The organism is Stappia sediminis, assembly GCF_009826895.1.
Classification (GTDB): domain Bacteria; phylum Pseudomonadota; class Alphaproteobacteria; order Rhizobiales; family Stappiaceae; genus Hongsoonwoonella; species Hongsoonwoonella sediminis.
The window spans coordinates 130457-147551 of the sequence record NZ_WUMV01000007.1 but is presented as its reverse complement, the minus strand read 5'-3'; the positions used below and the strand labels follow the sequence as shown (position 1 = coordinate 147551).

General features: G+C 59.3%; 15 protein-coding genes. 9 read left to right on the top strand and 6 right to left on the bottom strand.

What is annotated here, in order from left to right; all coding sequences use genetic code 11:
• Positions 1-267 precede the first annotated feature (267 nt).
• The 3 genes from GR183_RS15035 to GR183_RS15025 all read left to right on the top strand — a co-directional run bounded on the left by GR183_RS15035 (position 268) and on the right by GR183_RS15025 (position 2204).
• Positions 268-684, top strand: a complete 417-nt coding sequence (locus GR183_RS15035; RefSeq protein WP_160776478.1) for a helix-turn-helix domain-containing protein — start codon at positions 268-270, stop codon at positions 682-684.
• A gap of 166 nt (positions 685-850) precedes the next feature.
• Positions 851-1270 carry a hypothetical protein gene (locus tag GR183_RS15030; RefSeq protein ID WP_160776477.1) on the top strand — a complete coding sequence of 140 codons (420 nt, stop codon included), beginning with the start codon at positions 851-853 and terminating at the stop codon, positions 1268-1270.
• A 379-nt stretch (positions 1271-1649) separates the two neighbouring features.
• Complete coding sequence (locus GR183_RS15025; protein ID WP_160776476.1) at positions 1650-2204, top strand: GcrA family cell cycle regulator; 555 nt, start codon at positions 1650-1652, stop codon at positions 2202-2204.
• A gap of 195 nt (positions 2205-2399) precedes the next feature.
• Here GR183_RS15025 and GR183_RS15020 read toward each other — a convergent pair whose 3' ends face one another.
• Positions 2400-3302 (bottom strand): hypothetical protein, encoded by a 903-nt coding sequence (locus GR183_RS15020; protein ID WP_160776475.1) that lies wholly within the window; start codon positions 3300-3302, stop codon positions 2400-2402.
• 88 nt (positions 3303-3390) lie between these two features.
• Entirely contained in the window at positions 3391-4959 is a 1569-nt protein-coding gene (locus tag GR183_RS15015; RefSeq protein WP_160776474.1) for a bifunctional aminoglycoside phosphotransferase/ATP-binding protein, read from the bottom strand.
• A 207-nt stretch (positions 4960-5166) separates the two neighbouring features.
• Between GR183_RS15015 and GR183_RS15010 the strand changes: the two genes are divergently transcribed.
• The 3 genes from GR183_RS15010 to GR183_RS15000 all read left to right on the top strand — a co-directional run bounded on the left by GR183_RS15010 (position 5167) and on the right by GR183_RS15000 (position 7954).
• Complete coding sequence (locus GR183_RS15010; RefSeq protein ID WP_160776473.1) at positions 5167-5547, top strand: hypothetical protein; 381 nt, start codon at positions 5167-5169, stop codon at positions 5545-5547.
• 136 nt (positions 5548-5683) lie between these two features.
• Positions 5684-6148: an Hsp20/alpha crystallin family protein gene (locus GR183_RS15005; RefSeq protein ID WP_160776472.1), complete on the top strand. Its 465-nt coding sequence runs from the start codon at positions 5684-5686 to the stop codon at positions 6146-6148.
• A 147-nt stretch (positions 6149-6295) separates the two neighbouring features.
• Complete coding sequence (locus GR183_RS15000) at positions 6296-7954, top strand: thiamine pyrophosphate-binding protein (RefSeq protein ID WP_160776471.1); 1659 nt, start codon at positions 6296-6298, stop codon at positions 7952-7954.
• Between the two features lie 4 nt (positions 7955-7958).
• Here GR183_RS15000 and GR183_RS14995 read toward each other — a convergent pair whose 3' ends face one another.
• The 3 genes from GR183_RS14995 to GR183_RS14985 all read right to left on the bottom strand — a co-directional run bounded on the left by GR183_RS14995 (position 7959) and on the right by GR183_RS14985 (position 12944).
• Positions 7959-10691, bottom strand: coding sequence for a bifunctional acetate--CoA ligase family protein/GNAT family N-acetyltransferase (locus GR183_RS14995; protein ID WP_160776470.1), 2733 nt, complete (start codon positions 10689-10691; stop codon positions 7959-7961).
• A gap of 118 nt (positions 10692-10809) precedes the next feature.
• Positions 10810-11637: a putative universal stress family protein gene (locus GR183_RS14990; protein ID WP_160776469.1), complete on the bottom strand. Its 828-nt coding sequence runs from the start codon at positions 11635-11637 to the stop codon at positions 10810-10812.
• Positions 11638-11789: 152 nt separating this feature from the next.
• Positions 11790-12944 carry an acyl-CoA dehydrogenase family protein gene (locus GR183_RS14985; RefSeq protein ID WP_160776468.1) on the bottom strand — a complete coding sequence of 385 codons (1155 nt, stop codon included), beginning with the start codon at positions 12942-12944 and terminating at the stop codon, positions 11790-11792.
• Positions 12945-13235: 291 nt separating this feature from the next.
• On the opposite strand from GR183_RS14985, the gene GR183_RS14980 reads away from it, so the two are divergent.
• From GR183_RS14980 to GR183_RS14970, 3 genes are all read left to right on the top strand, one after another.
• Positions 13236-14252, top strand: coding sequence for a C4-dicarboxylate TRAP transporter substrate-binding protein (locus GR183_RS14980; protein WP_160776467.1), 1017 nt, complete (start codon positions 13236-13238; stop codon positions 14250-14252).
• Between the two features lie 189 nt (positions 14253-14441).
• Positions 14442-15083: a TRAP transporter small permease subunit gene (locus GR183_RS14975; RefSeq protein WP_160776466.1), complete on the top strand. Its 642-nt coding sequence runs from the start codon at positions 14442-14444 to the stop codon at positions 15081-15083.
• Entirely contained in the window at positions 15083-16450 is a 1368-nt protein-coding gene (locus GR183_RS14970; RefSeq protein WP_160776465.1) for a TRAP transporter large permease, read from the top strand. The genes GR183_RS14975 and GR183_RS14970 overlap by 1 nt, the downstream gene beginning before the upstream one ends.
• An 83-nt stretch (positions 16451-16533) precedes the next feature.
• Here GR183_RS14970 and GR183_RS14965 read toward each other — a convergent pair whose 3' ends face one another.
• A complete protein-coding gene (locus GR183_RS14965) occupies positions 16534-16983 on the bottom strand; it encodes a DsrE family protein (RefSeq protein ID WP_160776464.1) in 450 nt (149 codons plus the stop codon).
• Between the last annotated feature and the right edge of the window lie 112 nt (positions 16984-17095).

Genomic DNA, 17095 nt, shown 5'->3' with positions numbered 1-17095 from the left:
ATAGAATTCATGCGGAACTGTTTGCAGTCTTGGTAAATGCAAGTGCAAGTCGTTTATGTATCTAATGACGTTTCGTTAAGTGTAATATTTACCAATCAAATTAATGTAAAAATTTAGGTTACTGCTTGGTGATATTTACCATTAAATATCTCGTTTGTTGCGAAGTTATAAAGGCTAACAAAATACTGCGCCCATGAATCGGTGGCCACGCACGCCATGTGAATAAGAGCCAGCGGCGTCGAAATACCCGAACAGGGGGCGAATTTGTTGTCGGGAACTGTGAATCCGGAAGAGTTCCGGAGCGCACGCTTTCGTGCGCTTCGGCTATTGAATGCCTACTACGAACTAACGTTGCAGTTGCGCGAGCGCTTTGGAGCGCATGATCCTGTAGATCTGACCATGCTCGTACTGATTGCGCTCGGGGATCTCGGCTCAGTGCCGATGGATGCTGAATTGCTTGCCGAAAAACTCGCCGCCTCCCGTTCGACGGTGGACCGCCGTTTGCGGCCGTTTCTGGATCAAGGGGTCGTGGTGAAGGAGCGGGAGGGCAAGGGCACGGTCTTCAAGCTCGGTGCGGATATCTTGTGGAACCCGGAGCCGCCGGCCGGTGTGGCGGTGGATTTGACGGAGGAAATGGTCCAAACGCTGATGGAGCTGATTTTCGACCTGATCAATGAAGAGTAAGGAATCTGGTAGCCAATTTCTGGCCGGTTCATGTTTACCGCAGTAAATGCTTATTCGAGGGTGGGTAGCTGCGTTCAAGCCATTGCGATTTTTCCTGATAGAAGAGTGCTGCATATTTCTTATGTTTCTTCAAATTGACGAATGATCGCAATGGAGAGAGTGCGGAATGAACATCCATCACCATAAGTTATCTTCAGAGGCGCATAGTATCCTCCGAATTTATGAGATGTTCTTCAGCCTGACTTTTCGTTTCATGGAAGAATATAAAGTAAACGAATTCAGCATGCTCATGATAATCACAACAATAGCAATTGCCAATTCGAATGAACTTGAGGCGGACCTGGATTTAATCTCGGAGGAAACCGATATACCTTATTCCACAGTACGCCGGAAGGTTGAGAAAATGTGTGAAGAAGGAATATTATCTGTTAAAAAATCACAAAATCGGTTGACTTATGAATTGTCAAAGGAAATTCCAATTGCGCATCCGAATCAAGTGATTGATAAAGTAAATAAAAACTTTAAGAGAGAAATTTCAGATATCGTTATTCGCGAAATTAAAAACATGATTCTTGAAAATAAATAGTAAAATTCAAACTGAAAATTGTTATTCATTGACCCTTTAAGAATTTGTTCACTATGATCTACCTGTGGTTGGGGACTACGGATAGATGAGGCAATTGTCGAACTTTTTGTTCATGGCGTAGTTTGACGATCGGTGGCGTATAAGCTGCCGGAGCCTGGCACCTGCAACCTGAACATTGATCGCCGCGTATGCCCGATCGAAGCCGGAAGGGGTTTCGTCCGGGAACGGGAAAGCCTTGCCCGATACGAAGTGAACCGCCGGAAGGTTCGTTTTCGATCGGCAGGAAAGTGTTGACGGCCTTCATGATCGGATTTCGTCGGATCACGGGCGGCAACGCGGGGGCTTTCGATACGCGCCTTGCGCGAATGGGAAATGACAGATGGTCTGGACGCCGGAACGTGAAGATCTCCTGAAAAAATTATGGCTGCAAGGGCTGAGTGCCAGTCAGATCGCTCGGACGATGGATTGCTTTACCCGCAATGCGATAATCGGCAAGGCGCACAGGTTGAACTTGCCCAAACGTTCTCCGGTTGCGCGTTCTGGCCCGAAGCCGCGCCGCCTTCGCGCGAAGCCTTCGCTTGCCCGTATAGGCAGTATGGCCAAGGCAAGTCCACGTCTGCCCGGTCAGCATCGCGAGGGGCCGCTGCGCGCAGAGCGCTCGCTCGGCTTTGGGCCAGTAGCGCTTGAACGCGGCAGCGACCTGTCGCTGCAGGAAACGCATTCCACCTTGATGGAACTGAAGCACAACACCTGCAAATGGCCCATAGGCGATCCTGGCGACCCTGATTTTCATTTTTGCAGCCAGAACGCGGAAGGTGGCAAATCCTATTGCGAATTCCACCACCGCCTTGCTTACCGCCCTTTGCGCAAGCGAGATGAAAAGAGGGAAAGCCGACAGGACCAGCAGGATTTTGTAAAAGCCCTGGCAAGTTGATCCGCTGCCGGCGAGCGGCACCTTCTGGCCGCTGGTGCGGGCAAGAGGCCCCAAATCTCAGGCGACCTCATCAGATCCAAAAATGCCAGGCGATTTCAAGAGAGTTACGACGCAGCCTCCCGAGCGGTCGAACTGCCGGCGGTCCCGAATTCGAGGGAGCGCCGGCTTCTTTTTTGATCGAGGCGGCATGCGAAATCAGAAATCGTATCCGAACGCCTTCAGGAACGATCTTAGAGCTTCGGGAAAGCCGACTTGCATCTTCTCGTCCGGCCCGCATTGTCCCGGATAGGGTTGGTTGCGGCACATCTCGTAACCGGGGTCCCGGGAAGGAGAGTAGGCGGAAAGCATTTCCTCCCAGGCTCTCGATCCCTTGCCGAGAAGAGCACTTTGTGCCACGTAGCCGGCATAGAAGCCCGGCGAAAACTCCTGTCCCGGCTGCGCTGCCTGTCGTTGCCAGTCGATCATCCTGGCCAGATGGCGTTCCTGTACCTGGCGGAAACGGTCCTGGCGGGAAACGTCTTCGAGCCTGCCATCCCTGATCGCCAGAATTTGCTTGGGCGCAGCGCTGCAGGCGTAACAGTCGAAGGCATAGAGGAAGCGCTGATCGACCGTGGAAAATTCCCCGGTGCCATCGCCATCAAGGTCTGAAACCGTTGGGCCTTCACCGTCCCACGCGCCAAGGTCGACCATCGTCCAGGAAATCGGCCCGGCTTTCGTCGCGACCTGCATTTGCGTGCAGCAATGGGCGCCTCCGGAAAACGTTGAAAATATCACCTCGGGCGTGTCGTTTGAGTTATCCACTTCAGCGAAACGGGCACTCCCGTATGGTCCGCCGAAGCCGCCGGGCGAACCGAATTGGCGCAGCACCTGCCGTCCGCGGTAGACGATCGAAAGCAATGGCACCTGTTCTGCGCTTGCCGGGTCCTTCGCCATTTCGAGGTGGAACGTGATATTCCCGTTCCTTGCCTTGCCGGATGAAATTTCGCCGCCAAGGGTTACCGCGCCGTCCTCTTGAGCGCTCGAAATTCGGAGCGGTGCAACGGCGGCTGCGATCAGGCAAGCGGCAGCGACTATTGCACGGGATGAAACCCTGACCATGCGATCGGCCTCAATCTTAAATACGCAAATCATAGGAATTCAGAGCGGGCTTGTCATGAAATCCGGGTTCAAATCCGCTGGCGGAGGTTCATCCGGTGCGAACGCCAAGATATTCGCCAAGCTCCTCCTGAATCTCGTCAATACTCCGCGAAGCGTCGATGCGTTGCCAATCCATTCGGCCTAGATCGAAGCTTTCCTGCATGGCGACGACCTTCGCGCTTGCGTCCGACGCGTCAGCCTTGCGGGCCGTGACGCGCGATGTTTTGACTTCGTGAGGGGCTTCAAGCCAGATCCCGGCAAAGGGCAATTCAAGGGCCTTCGCCAGCCGCCTTGCCGCCTCTCTCTCTTCTTCGCGGGCGAATACCGCATCGAGGATCACGCTGCAGCCGCCTGCAAGACAGCGGTCCGCCGCGTTCAGCATGAGATCGTAAATCTCCGCATGCGCCTGGGGTTCATAGGCTTCCGGTGGCGCGGGCTCGGTTTCGCCGAGGCCCAAGTGCCGCTTGCGGAAGACATCGGTCCTGAGCAGAACCGCACCCGGAGGATGTCCTACGAGCGGCGCGAGCAGGCGCGCCTGTGTTGTCTTTCCGGTGCCCGATAGCCCGCCAATCGCGAAAAGCCGTGGCGTATGCGGCTCCATGAAGCGTTCCGCGCACTCGAAATAGCGGCGGGCGGATGCGGCCGCAGCTGGCCGCCCTTCCGCGGGTTGATGGGGGAGGGCGGCGGCGGTCACCTTGGCGCGGATCGCGGCGCGCATCATCAGGAAGAAGGGCAGCGCGGTCAGCGCGTCGTAATCCGTTGCACCGCTGCCTAGCGCGAGATAGCGGTTGAAAACGCGATTGGCCGCAATGCGTTCCCCGCGTTCCCAAAGGTCCATCAGCAGAAAGGCGAGATCGTAAAGGATGTCGCCGGTTGCAATGGTGTCGTCGAATTCCACCGCGTCGAAAAGCGACGGCTTGCCCTCGATCAGGACGATGTTTCCAAGGTGAGCATCGCCGTGCCCGAGCCGGACTTTTCCCTGACGTCCGCGCGCGTGAAGCAACTCGCCGAGACGGTGATAGGTCTTGCGCGCTTCCAGGGTAAGGGCTTCGGCTCTGTGCTGCGGAAAAAGATCCGGGTCGGCGCGAAAAGCTTCGTCGTTCTGTTCGAGGTATCGGCCGAGATCGATGATCCAGCTCGCCGCATCGCGCACTTCCGCCTTCGAGTGGGCTTCGACCATGATGTCGGCCAGTCCATCGGCCAGCGCATCGTCTATACCATGTCGGTCGGCAATATGGTCGAGCGTCTTCATCTCGTCGAAGCGGCGCATGACGACCAGCCAGTCGATCGTTTCTCCGTCGCCGGAAATCGCAAGATTGCCACTATCATCGCGGGTAACGGGCTCGACACCCAGATAAATATCGGGTGCGAACAGGCGGTTGCGCTCGATTTCGCGGTCGCAGGCCGCCTTGCGTTTTTCGAGCGTGGAGAAATCCAGGAAGGGGAAGCGCACGGCCCGCTTCAGTTTGTAGGCCTTTTGGCCGGCGAGGAAAACGATTGCCGCATGGGTGTCGATCCTTTTGACATCCGCACCGCCGTGGGTCCGCCCATCGCTCATGAATGCGATGACACGTTCCTGGTTCGTTTCTTTGCCCGATGCTGTCGCCGCTTGAGTCATTCTTTGATTCCGGTTTCTTCAGAACAATATGTAAAACGTAGGCTGAAGAGCAAAATCTGTCGCTGAGGCAGAGATATTGATCCTTAATCATCTCTATCGGCAATACTTGCCAGTTGATTGCGGGTGTTTGACATTCGTCATTGTTATCATTGAAACGGTTGAGAAAATAAAGACCGACAACCACCTCACTGCGGAGGAAGGCCCGAAATGGCAGCGCATCTTGGCTTGAAGAAAATACGCCTCAACCTCGCCAGAACGAAGGAGTTCCCCAATGGATCCGCGCATCATGGGTATGAGTTCCTGGCCCCGCTTGATGCGGATGATCATATCGATCCGGCTGAGTGGAAGACGCACCGCAAGCATTGCCGGGTTCGCCGCTTCTGGGGCGATGAGGACGAGGATGTCGGCCATCTGATGCATCGTCCCGGCGGGTCCTGGGCCTTCCACTACGATATCGACGGCGATGAGGACGATGAGGCGGGATATCGCTTTGGAAGCCATGCGTTCCGGCCTGGCGAATACGTTTCCATCCGGGACGAGGACGGCGACCTGCACACTTTCGTCGTCGTTACGGTCGACGACGTGTGATGGCGCAGGCACATCTTTTCGGGTTGACGAGGATCAAGGTCCGATTTTCCGGAAAGCGTTACATTGCCTTCAGCGGGCCGCGCGAAGGAGTTCAAATATATCGCTGCCTGCGTGAAACAGGAATGGAGCATCACCGATGAAATCGCTGTTGCCGTCTTTCTGGGATGAAAAGAACGATCCGTTCGCGGCTCTTGGCCGCGATCTGAACCGGGTGTTTTCGGATTATTCCAAAGCCTTGCCTGCCCTGTCTTCGACATTCGGAAACGGATTTCCCGCTATCGATGTTCAGGAAACGGATGAAGGCCTGGAAATCACCGCGGAGGTGCCGGGAGTTTCGGAAAAGGATATCGACGTGTCGCTCGAGGGGCGCATGTTGACCATCAAGGGCGAAAAGCGCTCTTCCAAAGATGTTAGCGAGCAGAACCGGTTCGTTTCCGAGCGCTCCTACGGGGCGTTCCGGCGAGCCATGACGCTACCTTTCGAGCCTGAACACGACAGCATATCGGCGCATGTCGATAACGGGGTTCTGACGATCGGCCTTCCCAAGCCGAAGAAGTCGAAGGAGAAAACCTCCAGGATCGAGGTCAAGCGTAAAGCTTGATCGGCGCCGCTCAGTCATTCCCGGGCGGAATAGGTTGGCAACGGTCGCGCTTTTGCGCGGCCGTTTTCGTTATGTCTATATGGTGGCGATAACGAAACAATCTGCGGCAAACGTGTTTGCCTGCCGAAGGGCGAGAAAGAACGGATGATGTCAGGCGACAGGAAAAAAGGTGGCAGGCTTCTGGTTGAGGCGCTCGAACGGCAGGGGGCGGAGCGGGTGTTCTGCGTTCCGGGCGAGAGCTACCTTGCGGTGCTTGACGCCCTTTACGATGCCGACCTGCCCGTCACGGTCTGCCGGCAGGAAGGGGGGGCGGCGATCATGGCCGAGGCCTGGGGCAAGATGACGGGGCGTCCGGGCATTTGCATGGTCACGCGCGGGCCGGGCGCTACGAACGCTGCCGCGGGGCTCCATATCGCCCAGCAGGATTCCACGCCGATGATCCTCTTCATCGGGCAGATCGAGACGGGCATGCGCGGGCGAGATGCCTTTCAGGAGGTCGACTATCGTCAGATGTTCGGCGGCGTCGCCAAGTGGGTGGCCGAGATCGAGGACGCCGCCCGTGTGCCCGAGATGGTGCAGCGTGCGTTCTACACGGCAACGTCGGGGCGGCCTGGTCCGGTGGTCCTTGCCCTGCCGGAGGATATTCTGGTCGAGGAAGCTTCCGTCACGCACCCTGCTTCTTTCGAACCCGTCGAGACTTATCCCTCGCCCCGGCAGATCGGCGAACTCGAAAAGCTTCTCAAGGCCTCCAGTAACCCGATCGCCATCCTTGGCGGCAGCCGCTGGACGGAAGCCGCATGCGTCGAATTCACGCGTTTTGCCGAGCGTTTCAGACTGCCGGTCGCCTGTTCCTTTCGCAGGCAGATGCTGTTCGATCATCTGCATCAAAACTATGCGGGTGACGTCGGCATCGGCATCAACCCGGCGCTGAAAGCGCGCATCGAGGACGCTGATCTGGTTCTTCTCGTTGGCGGCAGGCTTTCGGAAATGCCGAGCCAGTCCTATACGCTCCTGGATATTCCCGAACCACGCCAGACGTTCGTTCATGTGCACCCGGGCGCGGAGGAACTTGGCCGCGTCTATCGCCCGAGCCTTGCGATCCACGCTTCGCCTTCGGCGTTCGTCAGCGCTCTCGCAGCGCTTGATGCGCCGGGCGAGGTCGCGTGGGAAGGGTCGGCGGAAGCCGCACATGCGGCCTATCTCGAATGGTCTGGGGCAAGGCCCAGGATCCCCGGCAATTTGCAAATGGCCGAGGTCATGGAGTGGCTTGAGGCCAACCTGCCTGAGGACGCCATCCTGACGAACGGCGCGGGAAATTACGCGACGTGGGTGCACCGTTTTCACCGTTTCCGCCGGTTCATGACCCAGCTTGCCCCCACCAGCGGCTCCATGGGGTATGGCCTTCCGGCGGCCGTTGCCGCGAAGCTCAAGTTCCCCGGGCGTACTGTCGTTGCTTTCGCGGGCGACGGTTGCCTGCAGATGACGATGCAGGAATTCGGCACCGCCGCGCAGGAAGGTGCGGCCGTCATCGTCGTCGTTGTCGATAACGGCATTTACGGCACGATCCGCATGCATCAGGAGCGTGACTACCCGGGCCGTGTCTCGGCAACGACGCTCGTCAATCCGGATTTCGCAAGCCTCGCGCGCGCCTATTCCGCTCATGCCGAAACGGTGGAAACGGCGGAAGAATTCGGCCCCGCCTTCGAAAGGGCGGTGGAGAGCGGCAAGCCGGCGCTCCTGCATCTGAAGCTCGATCCGGAGGCGATCACGCCGGTAAGGACGCTGAGCCAGATTCGGGCAGGATAAGCGGTCAGGCTGGCCGGTTTCCGCCCGAGAGCTGGCGCGCGGCTTCGCTGATCGTGAGTGATACGACGGCAATGGCGTCGTCGTCCGGCGAGGTGCGGATCGTGAAGCCGAGTGCCTGGCACATGTCGAGCATCGTCGTGTTTTCCTTCAGGACCTCGCCCTTGATGGTCTCGATCCCGTCCACCCTGGCGTAGTTGATAATGCGTTCCATCAGCACCCAGCCGAGGCCGCGCCCTTTCAGGCTGGATCTCACGATGATCGCATATTCACCCGTGCGGTGGTCGGGGTCGGCGTGGAGGCGAACGGCTCCAAGCATCTCGCCGCTTTCCGGATCGAGTGCCGCGAACGCCATGGCGCGCGAATAGTCCAGTTGTACAAGCCGGGCGAGGAATGCGTGGGTGAATTCACGGACGGGCGCGAAGAAACGGAGGCGCAGATCCTCGGGTGCCACCGTCGCGAAGAACTCGCGGTAAAGCTCCTCATCCTCCGGGCGCACGGGTCTGATGAAGACCGGCGAACCGTCTTTCAGCTTGACCGTTTGTTCAAGTTCCTTTGGATAGGGCGCGATCGCGAGGCGGGATTTGCCCTGCCGTCCCTTGTGGATGGCCGGTTCGGCAACGGAAATGCGCGCATCGAGGGCCAGCACGCCATCCGCATCGGCGAGAAGCGGATTGACGTCCATCTCCCGGATTTCCGGAATGTCGGCCGCGATCTGCGAAAGCTTGACGAGGGTGAGTGCGACGGCGCGAAAATCCGCCTTCGGGCGATTGCGGAAACCTTGCAGAAGCTTGCAAACGCGCGTTCGGTTGACAAGGGCTCCGGCAAGATTGAGGTCGAGCGGGGGAAGCTCCAGCGCGATATCCCCGACGATTTCGATCGCCGTGCCTCCGTGACCGAACAGAATAATCGGGCCGAAGGTCGGGTCGTCGGCAATTCCCGCAAATATTTCAGCTCCGTGCGGACGAGAGCGCATGGGCTGCAGGACGATGCCGGATATTTCCGCGTCGGGGTGGCTTGCGCTGATGCGTTCGATCAGGCCTTTTGCCGCGGAAAACGCCTGCTGGGGCGTCGTGATTTCGAGGATGACGCCCCCGACATCGGATTTGAAGGGCAGTTGTGGCGAGGTGATCTTGACCGCGATCCTGCCGTTACGCTCCAGAAGCGTCCGGGCATTTTCGTAAACCTCGTCGAGATCGCGCGTAACGAGCGTCTCGATCTGCGGAATCTCGTAGGCTGCCAGAACTGCGGAAACTTCAGCAGGATCAAGCCATGTACGGCCTTGTTCGAGCGCGCCCGCGGCAATGGCGCGCGCTTTTTCCGCATTCGGCTTGAAGTCGCTCGGCAGGCTGGGCGGTGCCGCCATCAAATGGGTTTTGGCTTCGGTATATTGCACGAGGTGCATGAAGCTTCTGACGGCGTCGGCCGCGCTTGCGTAACAGGGAACGCCTGCCTCATCCAGCGGCATTCGCGGCAGGGGAGTGCCGGCGGCAAGCGTTGCGATCAGGGCTTTTTTCCGGCTGGCCGGGCGTTTGTCGGCATTATAGGCGGCGGCAATGGCGCCTGCGGTTTCTTCTAGTGAGGAAAACGCGGAAGGGGCGGCAAGTGCAAGAACGCCGTCGCTTTGCCGTTCCGCCAACAGTGCCGAAACCGCTTCGCGGAAGGTTTCGGGCGATGTCGCTTCCGGCAGGATCAGCGGGTTGTCGGCAGGCATCCCCGATCGGACCGCGGAGGCTAAGGCGGTCTTCGTTTCCTCGCTCAATTCGGCCAGTTCGCCGCACCGGGTCGTAAGTTGATCCGCCGCTATTGTCGCAAGGCTGCGGCCGGTCGAGACGATTGCGAGCCGGCGTCCGGCGACCGGGCGCAGGCGTTCCACCGTTTCTGCGGCGTCGAACAGCTCGCCAAGGTCGTCCACCCGCAAGATGCCGGCGCGCTGAAGTGCCGCCTCGAAAACGAGATCGGGTGCGGCGAGCCTTCCGGCATGCGTTGTGCCCTGTCCCCTGCGATCTCGGCTCTTGCCCGAACGGATGGCGATCACCGGCTTCGAGGATGCTGCGATCCGGGCGGCGGAAAGGAACTTCTGAGGGTTGCCGATGCCTTCCAGGTGAACCAGTATCGCGCGGGTGCGATAGTCGAGGGCGAACCAGTCGAGCAGGTCGCTGACGTCGATATCGGTCCGCTGGCCAAGCGATGCGACGGCGGAAAATCCGATACGGTTCGACGCCGCGTGAGACAGCGTCGCATTGAGGACGGTGCCGGATCGCGCGATCAGCGCCAGGTCGCCTCGTGCCACGTCCGATGCCGCAAGATGTGCGAAAAAGCCCTGCCGGGGAGCGGCGACGCCAAGGCTGCCGGGGCCTAGCAGACGAACGGTATGCTCTCTTGCGGCTTCAAGCGTCCGCGTTACCAGATCGTCCGGCCAGATCGCGAAGCCCGGCGAAAGTGCTATCACCGCGCGCGTTCCGCGCCCGCCCGCTTCCAGCACGAGCCGCGGCGCGTCCTGCGGATCGCCGGCAAGGATCATGAGGTCGGGCGCTTCATCCAGGTCGCTGAGCTTGCGTTTCGCACGTAGACCATCCGGAACGTCCTTGCCGCAACCGACGATCGTCACCGGTTTCGCACAATCCCCGGAACAGAGCCTGGAAAGCAGCAGCCTGTACGCCTTGTTCGGCAATCTGTTCGGGCCGACAACGGCAATGGATGAAGGGGCGAACAGGCCTTCGAGATTGCGGATCGTCACGAGGGAAACTCCGGAATGACTACGGACCCTGGATCATTTCTCCCGCAAAACCGTTGATTTTGTTCTTGTTCGGAAAGTTGGCGGCGAAGCGCACCCGCCGCCGGATCCCGTTATTTGATTAGTGCGCCATCAGGATGGGTACGGTCATGGCGGCAAGGATTTCCCTGGTTGCGCCGCCGAAGAGGAATTCGCGCATGCGCGAATGTCCGTAACCGCCCATGGCGACCATGTCGACGCCCTGGTCGGACACGTAGTTCAGAATGGCGTCGGCGATGCCCGTCTGCGGGCGCGGGACCAGATCCACGGTGACGTCGAGGTTGTGACGGGCGAGATAGGTTGCGATATCCGCTCCCGGTTGGCCGTGAGACACCTTGCCGGTTTCCACCATCATGACGGTCACCTTCTCTGCCATGGCCAGAAGCGGAAGTGCCGCATGGACCGCGCGGCTTGCCGTCGGGCTGCCGTCCCATGCGACGAGCACGTTCTTCATCTTCAATTGGCTTCCGATGTAGGGCACGACGAGAACCGGCACGCCGGATTCGAAGAGCACCGCTTCGATCAGCGTTTCGCGCATCGGTTCCGGCTCGTCCGGGTTGTCCTGGCCGATGACGACAAGGTCCGTGAAGCGGCAATGCGAGATGACAGGCTCCGCCGTTCCGCCGGTGATCATTTCGGCGGTGCGCACTTCGGATGAGACGCCGTTCTTGCGTGCCAGATCGGAAAAAGCCTCGCCCGCTTTTGCGGCTGCTTTCAGGGCGGAATCGCGAGCGATCTCGATATAGTCGGCCGGCATGGGCGCGGCGATGAAGCCCGGCACCACCGGCTCGAAGGCTATCGAAAGCCCGGTCACATGGGCGCCCGTGCGGCTCGCCAGATCGAGCGCTAGCTTCGGCGCTGCCTGTTTCCCGTTCAGGTCGACAACAGTCAAAATATCCTTGATCGCCATAACAACGTCCCTCCTTTAATGGGCCCGAGCCTCGCGGGCCCGGAATGTCGTTGCGAGAGTACCCGTCCATGGGCGATCATTCTTTGACCCTCGTCAATCGGACGCAAGGGCAGAATCGAATTTTCTTAGCGAAAATAGGGATATGTCACGGCTCATATCTCTTTAAGTACTTCCCGGGCGATGATCAGCCGTTGAATCTCGGAAGTTCCTTCGTAGATGGTCGTGATGCGGGCATCTCGAGCGTATCGTTCCAGCGGATATTCGCGGATGTAGCCTGCTCCTCCGTGAAGCTGCAGCGCGGTGTATGTGGCGCGCTGGGCGGCTTCGCTGGAAAAGAGCTTCGCCATGGAAGCTTCGCGTGCGAAAGGCTTGCCGCTTTCCTTCAGATGCGCTGCTTGCAGGATCAGGAGGCGGGCGGCTTCCAGCTCGGTTTCCCGGTCGGCGATCATCCATTGGATGCCCTGCATATCGGCGATCGCCTTTCCGAACTGCTTCCGCTCCTTGACGTAGGCCTTCGCCGCTTCCATCGCCGCGCGCGAAATGCCGAGCGCAAGCGCGGCGATGCCGATGCGCCCTCCCGCAAGTTCGCCGACGGCAATTCGGAAGCCATCGTTTGCCTCGCCCATCATTTGCGTTGCGGGGATGCGGCAATCCTGAAAATGCACTTCGTTGGTGACGGAGCCTGTCTGGCCCATCTTCTTTTCCGCCTTGCCGATGACCAGTCCCGGCGTGTCGCCCTCGACGAGAAAGCAGGAAATCCCCTTGCCCCTGGGCGCATCCGGATCGGTCACCGCCCAGACGACGAAAATGCCGGCGTATTCAGCGGAGGTGATATAGAGCTTCGAGCCGTTGAGGACGTAGTGATTGCCGTCCCGCACGGCTTTCGTGCGCATTGAGGACGGGTCGGAGCCAGCTCCCGATTCGGTCAGACAGAAGGCGGCTGCCGGATAGGTGCCGTCGGCGATTTTCGGCAGATAGGCCGCGCGCTGTTCCTCGGAGCCCACCGCCTGAATGACTTCGGCCACCATGTTGGTGACGGACATTGTCACCCCCGTCGAGGCGCAGGCCCGGCCCACTTCCTCGATGGCGAGCGCGAAGGCGACTGTTCCCGCTTCCGTTCCGCCGTAGCCGGCGCCGACGTTCAGCGCCATGAAGCCGTTTTCGGCGAGAAGTTTCAGGTTTGCCAGAAACTCGTCGCGGCCTTCGCCCCGGTCCAGATGTTCGGCGAGCGGGGCGATACGGTCACCGGCAAGTCTTCTCGCGGTGTCCTGAATGAGGATTTGTTCCTCGTTCAGCAAAAATTGCATGGTTTGTCCTCCCATGTGCCCGTTCGGGCACGCGCGTGGCTCTTGCCTCAGCGTATTCCGGTCCTTGTACGGCGAATAATGGAGACCGCGAGGCTTTGACCATTTCTCCACGCGGCTAGTCGCAGCCTGAAAAGCTTGAGGAATTTCGCTGAGATTGCGTTCACCCTCTGGATATGTCGTTTTTACCATGTAAATGTGCGTCCACGGATCGCCGTGGCGGGACCAGCAATCATTCGGGCGCGGCGATCTTCGTGTAAAGGCAGCAAAAGAGACAAAAATCGGGAGGACCGAATGAAACTCAACCGCGCACTTATCACGTCGGCGACAGCACTCGCGCTGACGTTCGGCTTCGCCGCCGAAACCTTTGCCCAGGACGTTACCTGGAACGTGTCGCTGTGGGGCAAGCGTCGTGCTTTCACCGAGCATATCGAAAAGCTGGCCGAGCTCGTCGACCAGAAGACCGATGGCGGCTTCAAGCTGAACCTTTCCTACGGCGAAGCGCTTTCCAAGTCGCGCGAGAACCTTGATGGCATTTCCATCGGCGCATTCGAGATGGCGCAGTTCTGCGCGTCCTATCATGCCGACAAGAACCCGACGCTAACGGTGCTTGAGCTTCCCTTCCTCGGCGTGCCGGATCTTGAGACCCAGGTCGCGCTCGACAAGGAGATCTATTCTCATCCCGCCGTCCAGAAGGACCTTGCGCGCTGGAACGCGAAACTCCTGATGTCCTCGCCCATGCCGCAGTACAACTTCGTGGGCAAGGGCGATGCTCCGAAATCCGTGTCCGACTTCGAGGGCATGCGTGTTCGCGCGCTTGGCGGCGTGGGCAAGGCGATGGAGACGATCGGCGCCGTTCCGACGACCGTGACGGCTTCCGAGACCTTCCAGGCGATCGATTCCGGTACCGTGCGTGCCGCGTCCTTCGCTCCGCATGCGCATCTGGCGTTCAAGACGGTGGAAGCTGGCAGCTGGTGGACGACGAACCTCAATCCCGGCACGGTGAACTGCCCGGTCGTGATCAACCAGGACGCCTATGCCGCGTTGCCCGACAACTACAAGGAAGCGCTCGATTCCTCCGTCGACGAGGCGATCGCCCACTACCTCGCGACCTACAAGAAGGTCTATGACAAGTGGTATCCGACGCTTGACGAGATGAAGATCGAGCAAATCACATTCGAGCAGTCGGAAATCGACGCCTTCAAGGAAAAGGCCGGCAAGCCGCTTTGGGACGAGTGGGTCAAGGAAATGAGCGCCAAGGGCATTCCCGCTCAGGAACTGCTCGACATGGTGCAGTCCAAGCTTAACTGACGGTCCATCGATCCGCATGACGCACCGCCCCGGCCGACACTCTCGACCGGGGCGGTTTGCCAACATGGGATCGGTCTTTTCTCCTGCGGTCCGTGATCCGGTGGCGTAGGGCATATCGACTGTGAGCGATTTCCTGTTTCACGATTACGCAGCCGTATTCGTGGAAAGCGCTCTAGACAGGAGCACATCATGAACGCTGGGCCCGCCTCGAGCGAGCAGCCGCGTACCTATATCCGGTTCGACGGCGCTCTCGGCGTTATCGAAAATCTGTTCAATCTGATCGCCGCCGCCAGCATCCTGGTGCTGATGCTGCTTGCCGTCGTGCAGGTCGTCGGGCGTACGGCCTTCAATTGGCCCGTCCCGGGCTTTATCGACATCACCGAACAGGCGATGGCCGTTTTCGCCTTCGGCGGCATTGCCTACTGCCAGCGTGTCGGCGACCACATCCGCATGGAAATCGTGCTTGGCCAGCTCAAGGGCCGGACGCTCTGGATTGCGGAGTTTGTCGGCGTCGTCCTCATCTGGCTTGTCATCACCGGCCTCGTCTACGGTTCCTGGTTCCACTTCCAGCGCTCGTGGCTGCTTGGCGACAGCACCATCGACATCGGCCTGCCGACATGGCCGTCGAAGCTGGTCGTCCCCGTCGCGCTTTCGCTTCTGTGGTTGCGGCTGGTGCTTCAGATCTACGGTTACTGGCGTCTGGTGCGAAATCCCGATGCGGAGCCGATCGCCGTACCCGTGATCCATGATGTTGCGGAGACGGCCAAGCATGAAATCGAGGAAGCTTTCGGAGAAGACCCGGCGGAATTCGGGCGAGGGGAGAAAGCCTGATGACGCCTTTTGACATCGGTTTGATCATGACGGGCGTCCTGCTCGTTCTAGTCGTCATCGGCATGCGCGTCGCCTTTGCCGCCGCTCTCGTCGGCATGGTTGGGCTCATTGCCATATTTTCCATGCGCCTCGGCTTTGAAAAGGGGGTAATAACCGCGCTCAAGATGGCGGGAACGGTTCCCCATTCGAAGTCGGTTACCTATTCGCTGTCGGTCCTGCCGACATTCATCCTCATTGGCTTTCTCGCCTTTTACGCCGGCTTTACGCGCCAGCTTTTCGAAGCGGCGAAGCGCTGGCTCGGCTGGCTGCCGGGCGGCATGGCGGTGGGTACCGTATTTGCGACCGCGGGTTTTGCCGCCGTTTCCGGCGCAAGCGTTGCCACGGCCGCGGTCTTCTCCCGGGTCGCGATCCCGGAAATGCTTGCGGTAGGGTATTCAAAGCGGCTGTCTTCGGCGGTTGTCGCGGCGGGCGGCACGCTCGCCTCGCTCATTCCGCCTTCGGCGATCCTTGTGATTTACGCCATTCTGGTCGAGCAGTCGGTCGCCAAGCTCCTGATCGCGGGCTTCCTGCCGGGCATCTTTTCCGCGTTCATCTACGTGATCATCATCATCGGCATGTCGGCCTGGCGCGGTGATGCCCCGCCGGTGCACGGATTTACCTGGGGCCAGCGGTTCGCCTCGGTGCCCGGCACGCTGCCGATCGTCAGCGTCGTCGCCATTATCTTCGGCTCGCTTTACTACGGCATCGCCACGCCGACGGAAGCCGGTGCGCTCGGTGCTTTCGTGGTGCTCGTCACGGCAATCGTCAACGGCATGCGCGGGCGCCAGCTCGGCCAGGCGCTGCACGAGACGGCGAAGCTTACGGTGATGATCTTCACGCTCATCTGGGGCGTGCTGGTCTACGTCCGCTTTTTGGGTTTCGCCGGCCTGCCGGAAGCCTTCAAGGAGTTTATCGTAGCGCTCGAGTTCAGCCCGTGGATGACGCTCGTCATCATCCTGTGCGCCTATGCCGTGCTCGGTATGTTCATAGATGCCATCGGCATGCTGGTGCTGACCTTGCCCGTGGTCTATCCGGCGGTCATGGCACTTAATGGTGGCGAATTCGTATCGGCGGCGGACAGTTCGTTCGGCATGTCGGGCGAGCTTTGCGCGATCTGGTTCGGCATCCTGGTGGTCAAGATGGCGGAGCTTTGTCTGATCACCCCGCCGATAGGCCTGAACTGCTTCGTGGTTGCCGGTGTCAGGCCGGATATCCCGGTGCAGGAGGTTTTCCGGGGCTGCATGCCGTTCTTCGTGGCGGACGGACTGACCATCGCGGGCCTTGTCGCCTTCCCGGCGATCGTGACCTGGCTGCCGTCGGTGATGTAGGGCCGGCAAACGGTGTAAAAAACGATGCGGCGAGCCGTTTTCCAATGGCTCGCCGCAAACATTTCGAGCTTCGGGCTTCGGGCTCAAGGCCTAACGATCGTCCAGCCCGCCTCGTTAAGCTCCATGAGGGTCACGACGCCGGCGGGAACGGTCTCTGCATTTTCCACCAGCGGTGGCTCCTTTCCTTCCTTCTTCGTCATTCCCGCAATCGTATTTCCGCATGCGTTGAAAGTGACGTTGGGCATGCTCTTGGCAAAGCCGGCAAGACGCTCCTTAACCGGAGATGTGTCGGATCTGAGCATGTGAAGGCCCTGGTTGAAGGCGACGATCCTTATTTCCACCTCCTCGCCGTTTCCCGAGTAGTGCCGCGCCACATTCGCAGCCACGTTGAGAACGGTGTTCATCTTTTGCGGGTCGTTGTCGCTGATCTGAAGCGCAAGCCGATGCACTCCTTCGCCGGCGACGACTGGCCCGGAAACAAATAGTGCAAGCCCAGCCAGAATGGCTGCGAAATATACGGTGATTGGTCTCATGGATTTCCTCCCGTTCGCCGCCCGTTGGGGCGGTGCGGAACTATAACATAATAACATTTATATTTTTGAATTTATAATTGGATGGAATTCCCCGCATGCCTTGCGCAGTGCT

Bases quoted from the DNA above. Each gene is read 5' to 3' on its own strand.
- GR183_RS14980 (WP_160776467.1), top strand. From the start codon at position 13,236: ATGAAACTCAACCGCGCACTTATCACGTCGGCGACAGCACTCGCGCTG.
- GR183_RS14970 (WP_160776465.1), top strand. From the start codon at position 15,083: ATGACGCCTTTTGACATCGGTTTGATCATGACGGGCGTCCTGCTCGTT.
- GR183_RS15015 (WP_160776474.1), bottom strand. From the start codon at position 4,959: ATGACTCAAGCGGCGACAGCATCGGGCAAAGAAACGAACCAGGAACGT.
- GR183_RS14965 (WP_160776464.1), bottom strand. From the start codon at position 16,983: ATGAGACCAATCACCGTATATTTCGCAGCCATTCTGGCTGGGCTTGCA.
- GR183_RS15005 (WP_160776472.1), top strand. From the start codon at position 5,684: ATGAAATCGCTGTTGCCGTCTTTCTGGGATGAAAAGAACGATCCGTTC.
- GR183_RS15025 (WP_160776476.1), top strand. From the start codon at position 1,650: ATGGTCTGGACGCCGGAACGTGAAGATCTCCTGAAAAAATTATGGCTG.
- GR183_RS14990 (WP_160776469.1), bottom strand. From the start codon at position 11,637: ATGGCGATCAAGGATATTTTGACTGTTGTCGACCTGAACGGGAAACAG.
- GR183_RS15010 (WP_160776473.1), top strand. From the start codon at position 5,167: ATGGCAGCGCATCTTGGCTTGAAGAAAATACGCCTCAACCTCGCCAGA.
- GR183_RS15030 (WP_160776477.1), top strand. From the start codon at position 851: ATGAACATCCATCACCATAAGTTATCTTCAGAGGCGCATAGTATCCTC.
- GR183_RS14985 (WP_160776468.1), bottom strand. From the start codon at position 12,944: ATGCAATTTTTGCTGAACGAGGAACAAATCCTCATTCAGGACACCGCG.
- GR183_RS15000 (WP_160776471.1), top strand. From the start codon at position 6,296: ATGTCAGGCGACAGGAAAAAAGGTGGCAGGCTTCTGGTTGAGGCGCTC.
- GR183_RS15020 (WP_160776475.1), bottom strand. From the start codon at position 3,302: ATGGTCAGGGTTTCATCCCGTGCAATAGTCGCTGCCGCTTGCCTGATC.
- GR183_RS14975 (WP_160776466.1), top strand. From the start codon at position 14,442: ATGAACGCTGGGCCCGCCTCGAGCGAGCAGCCGCGTACCTATATCCGG.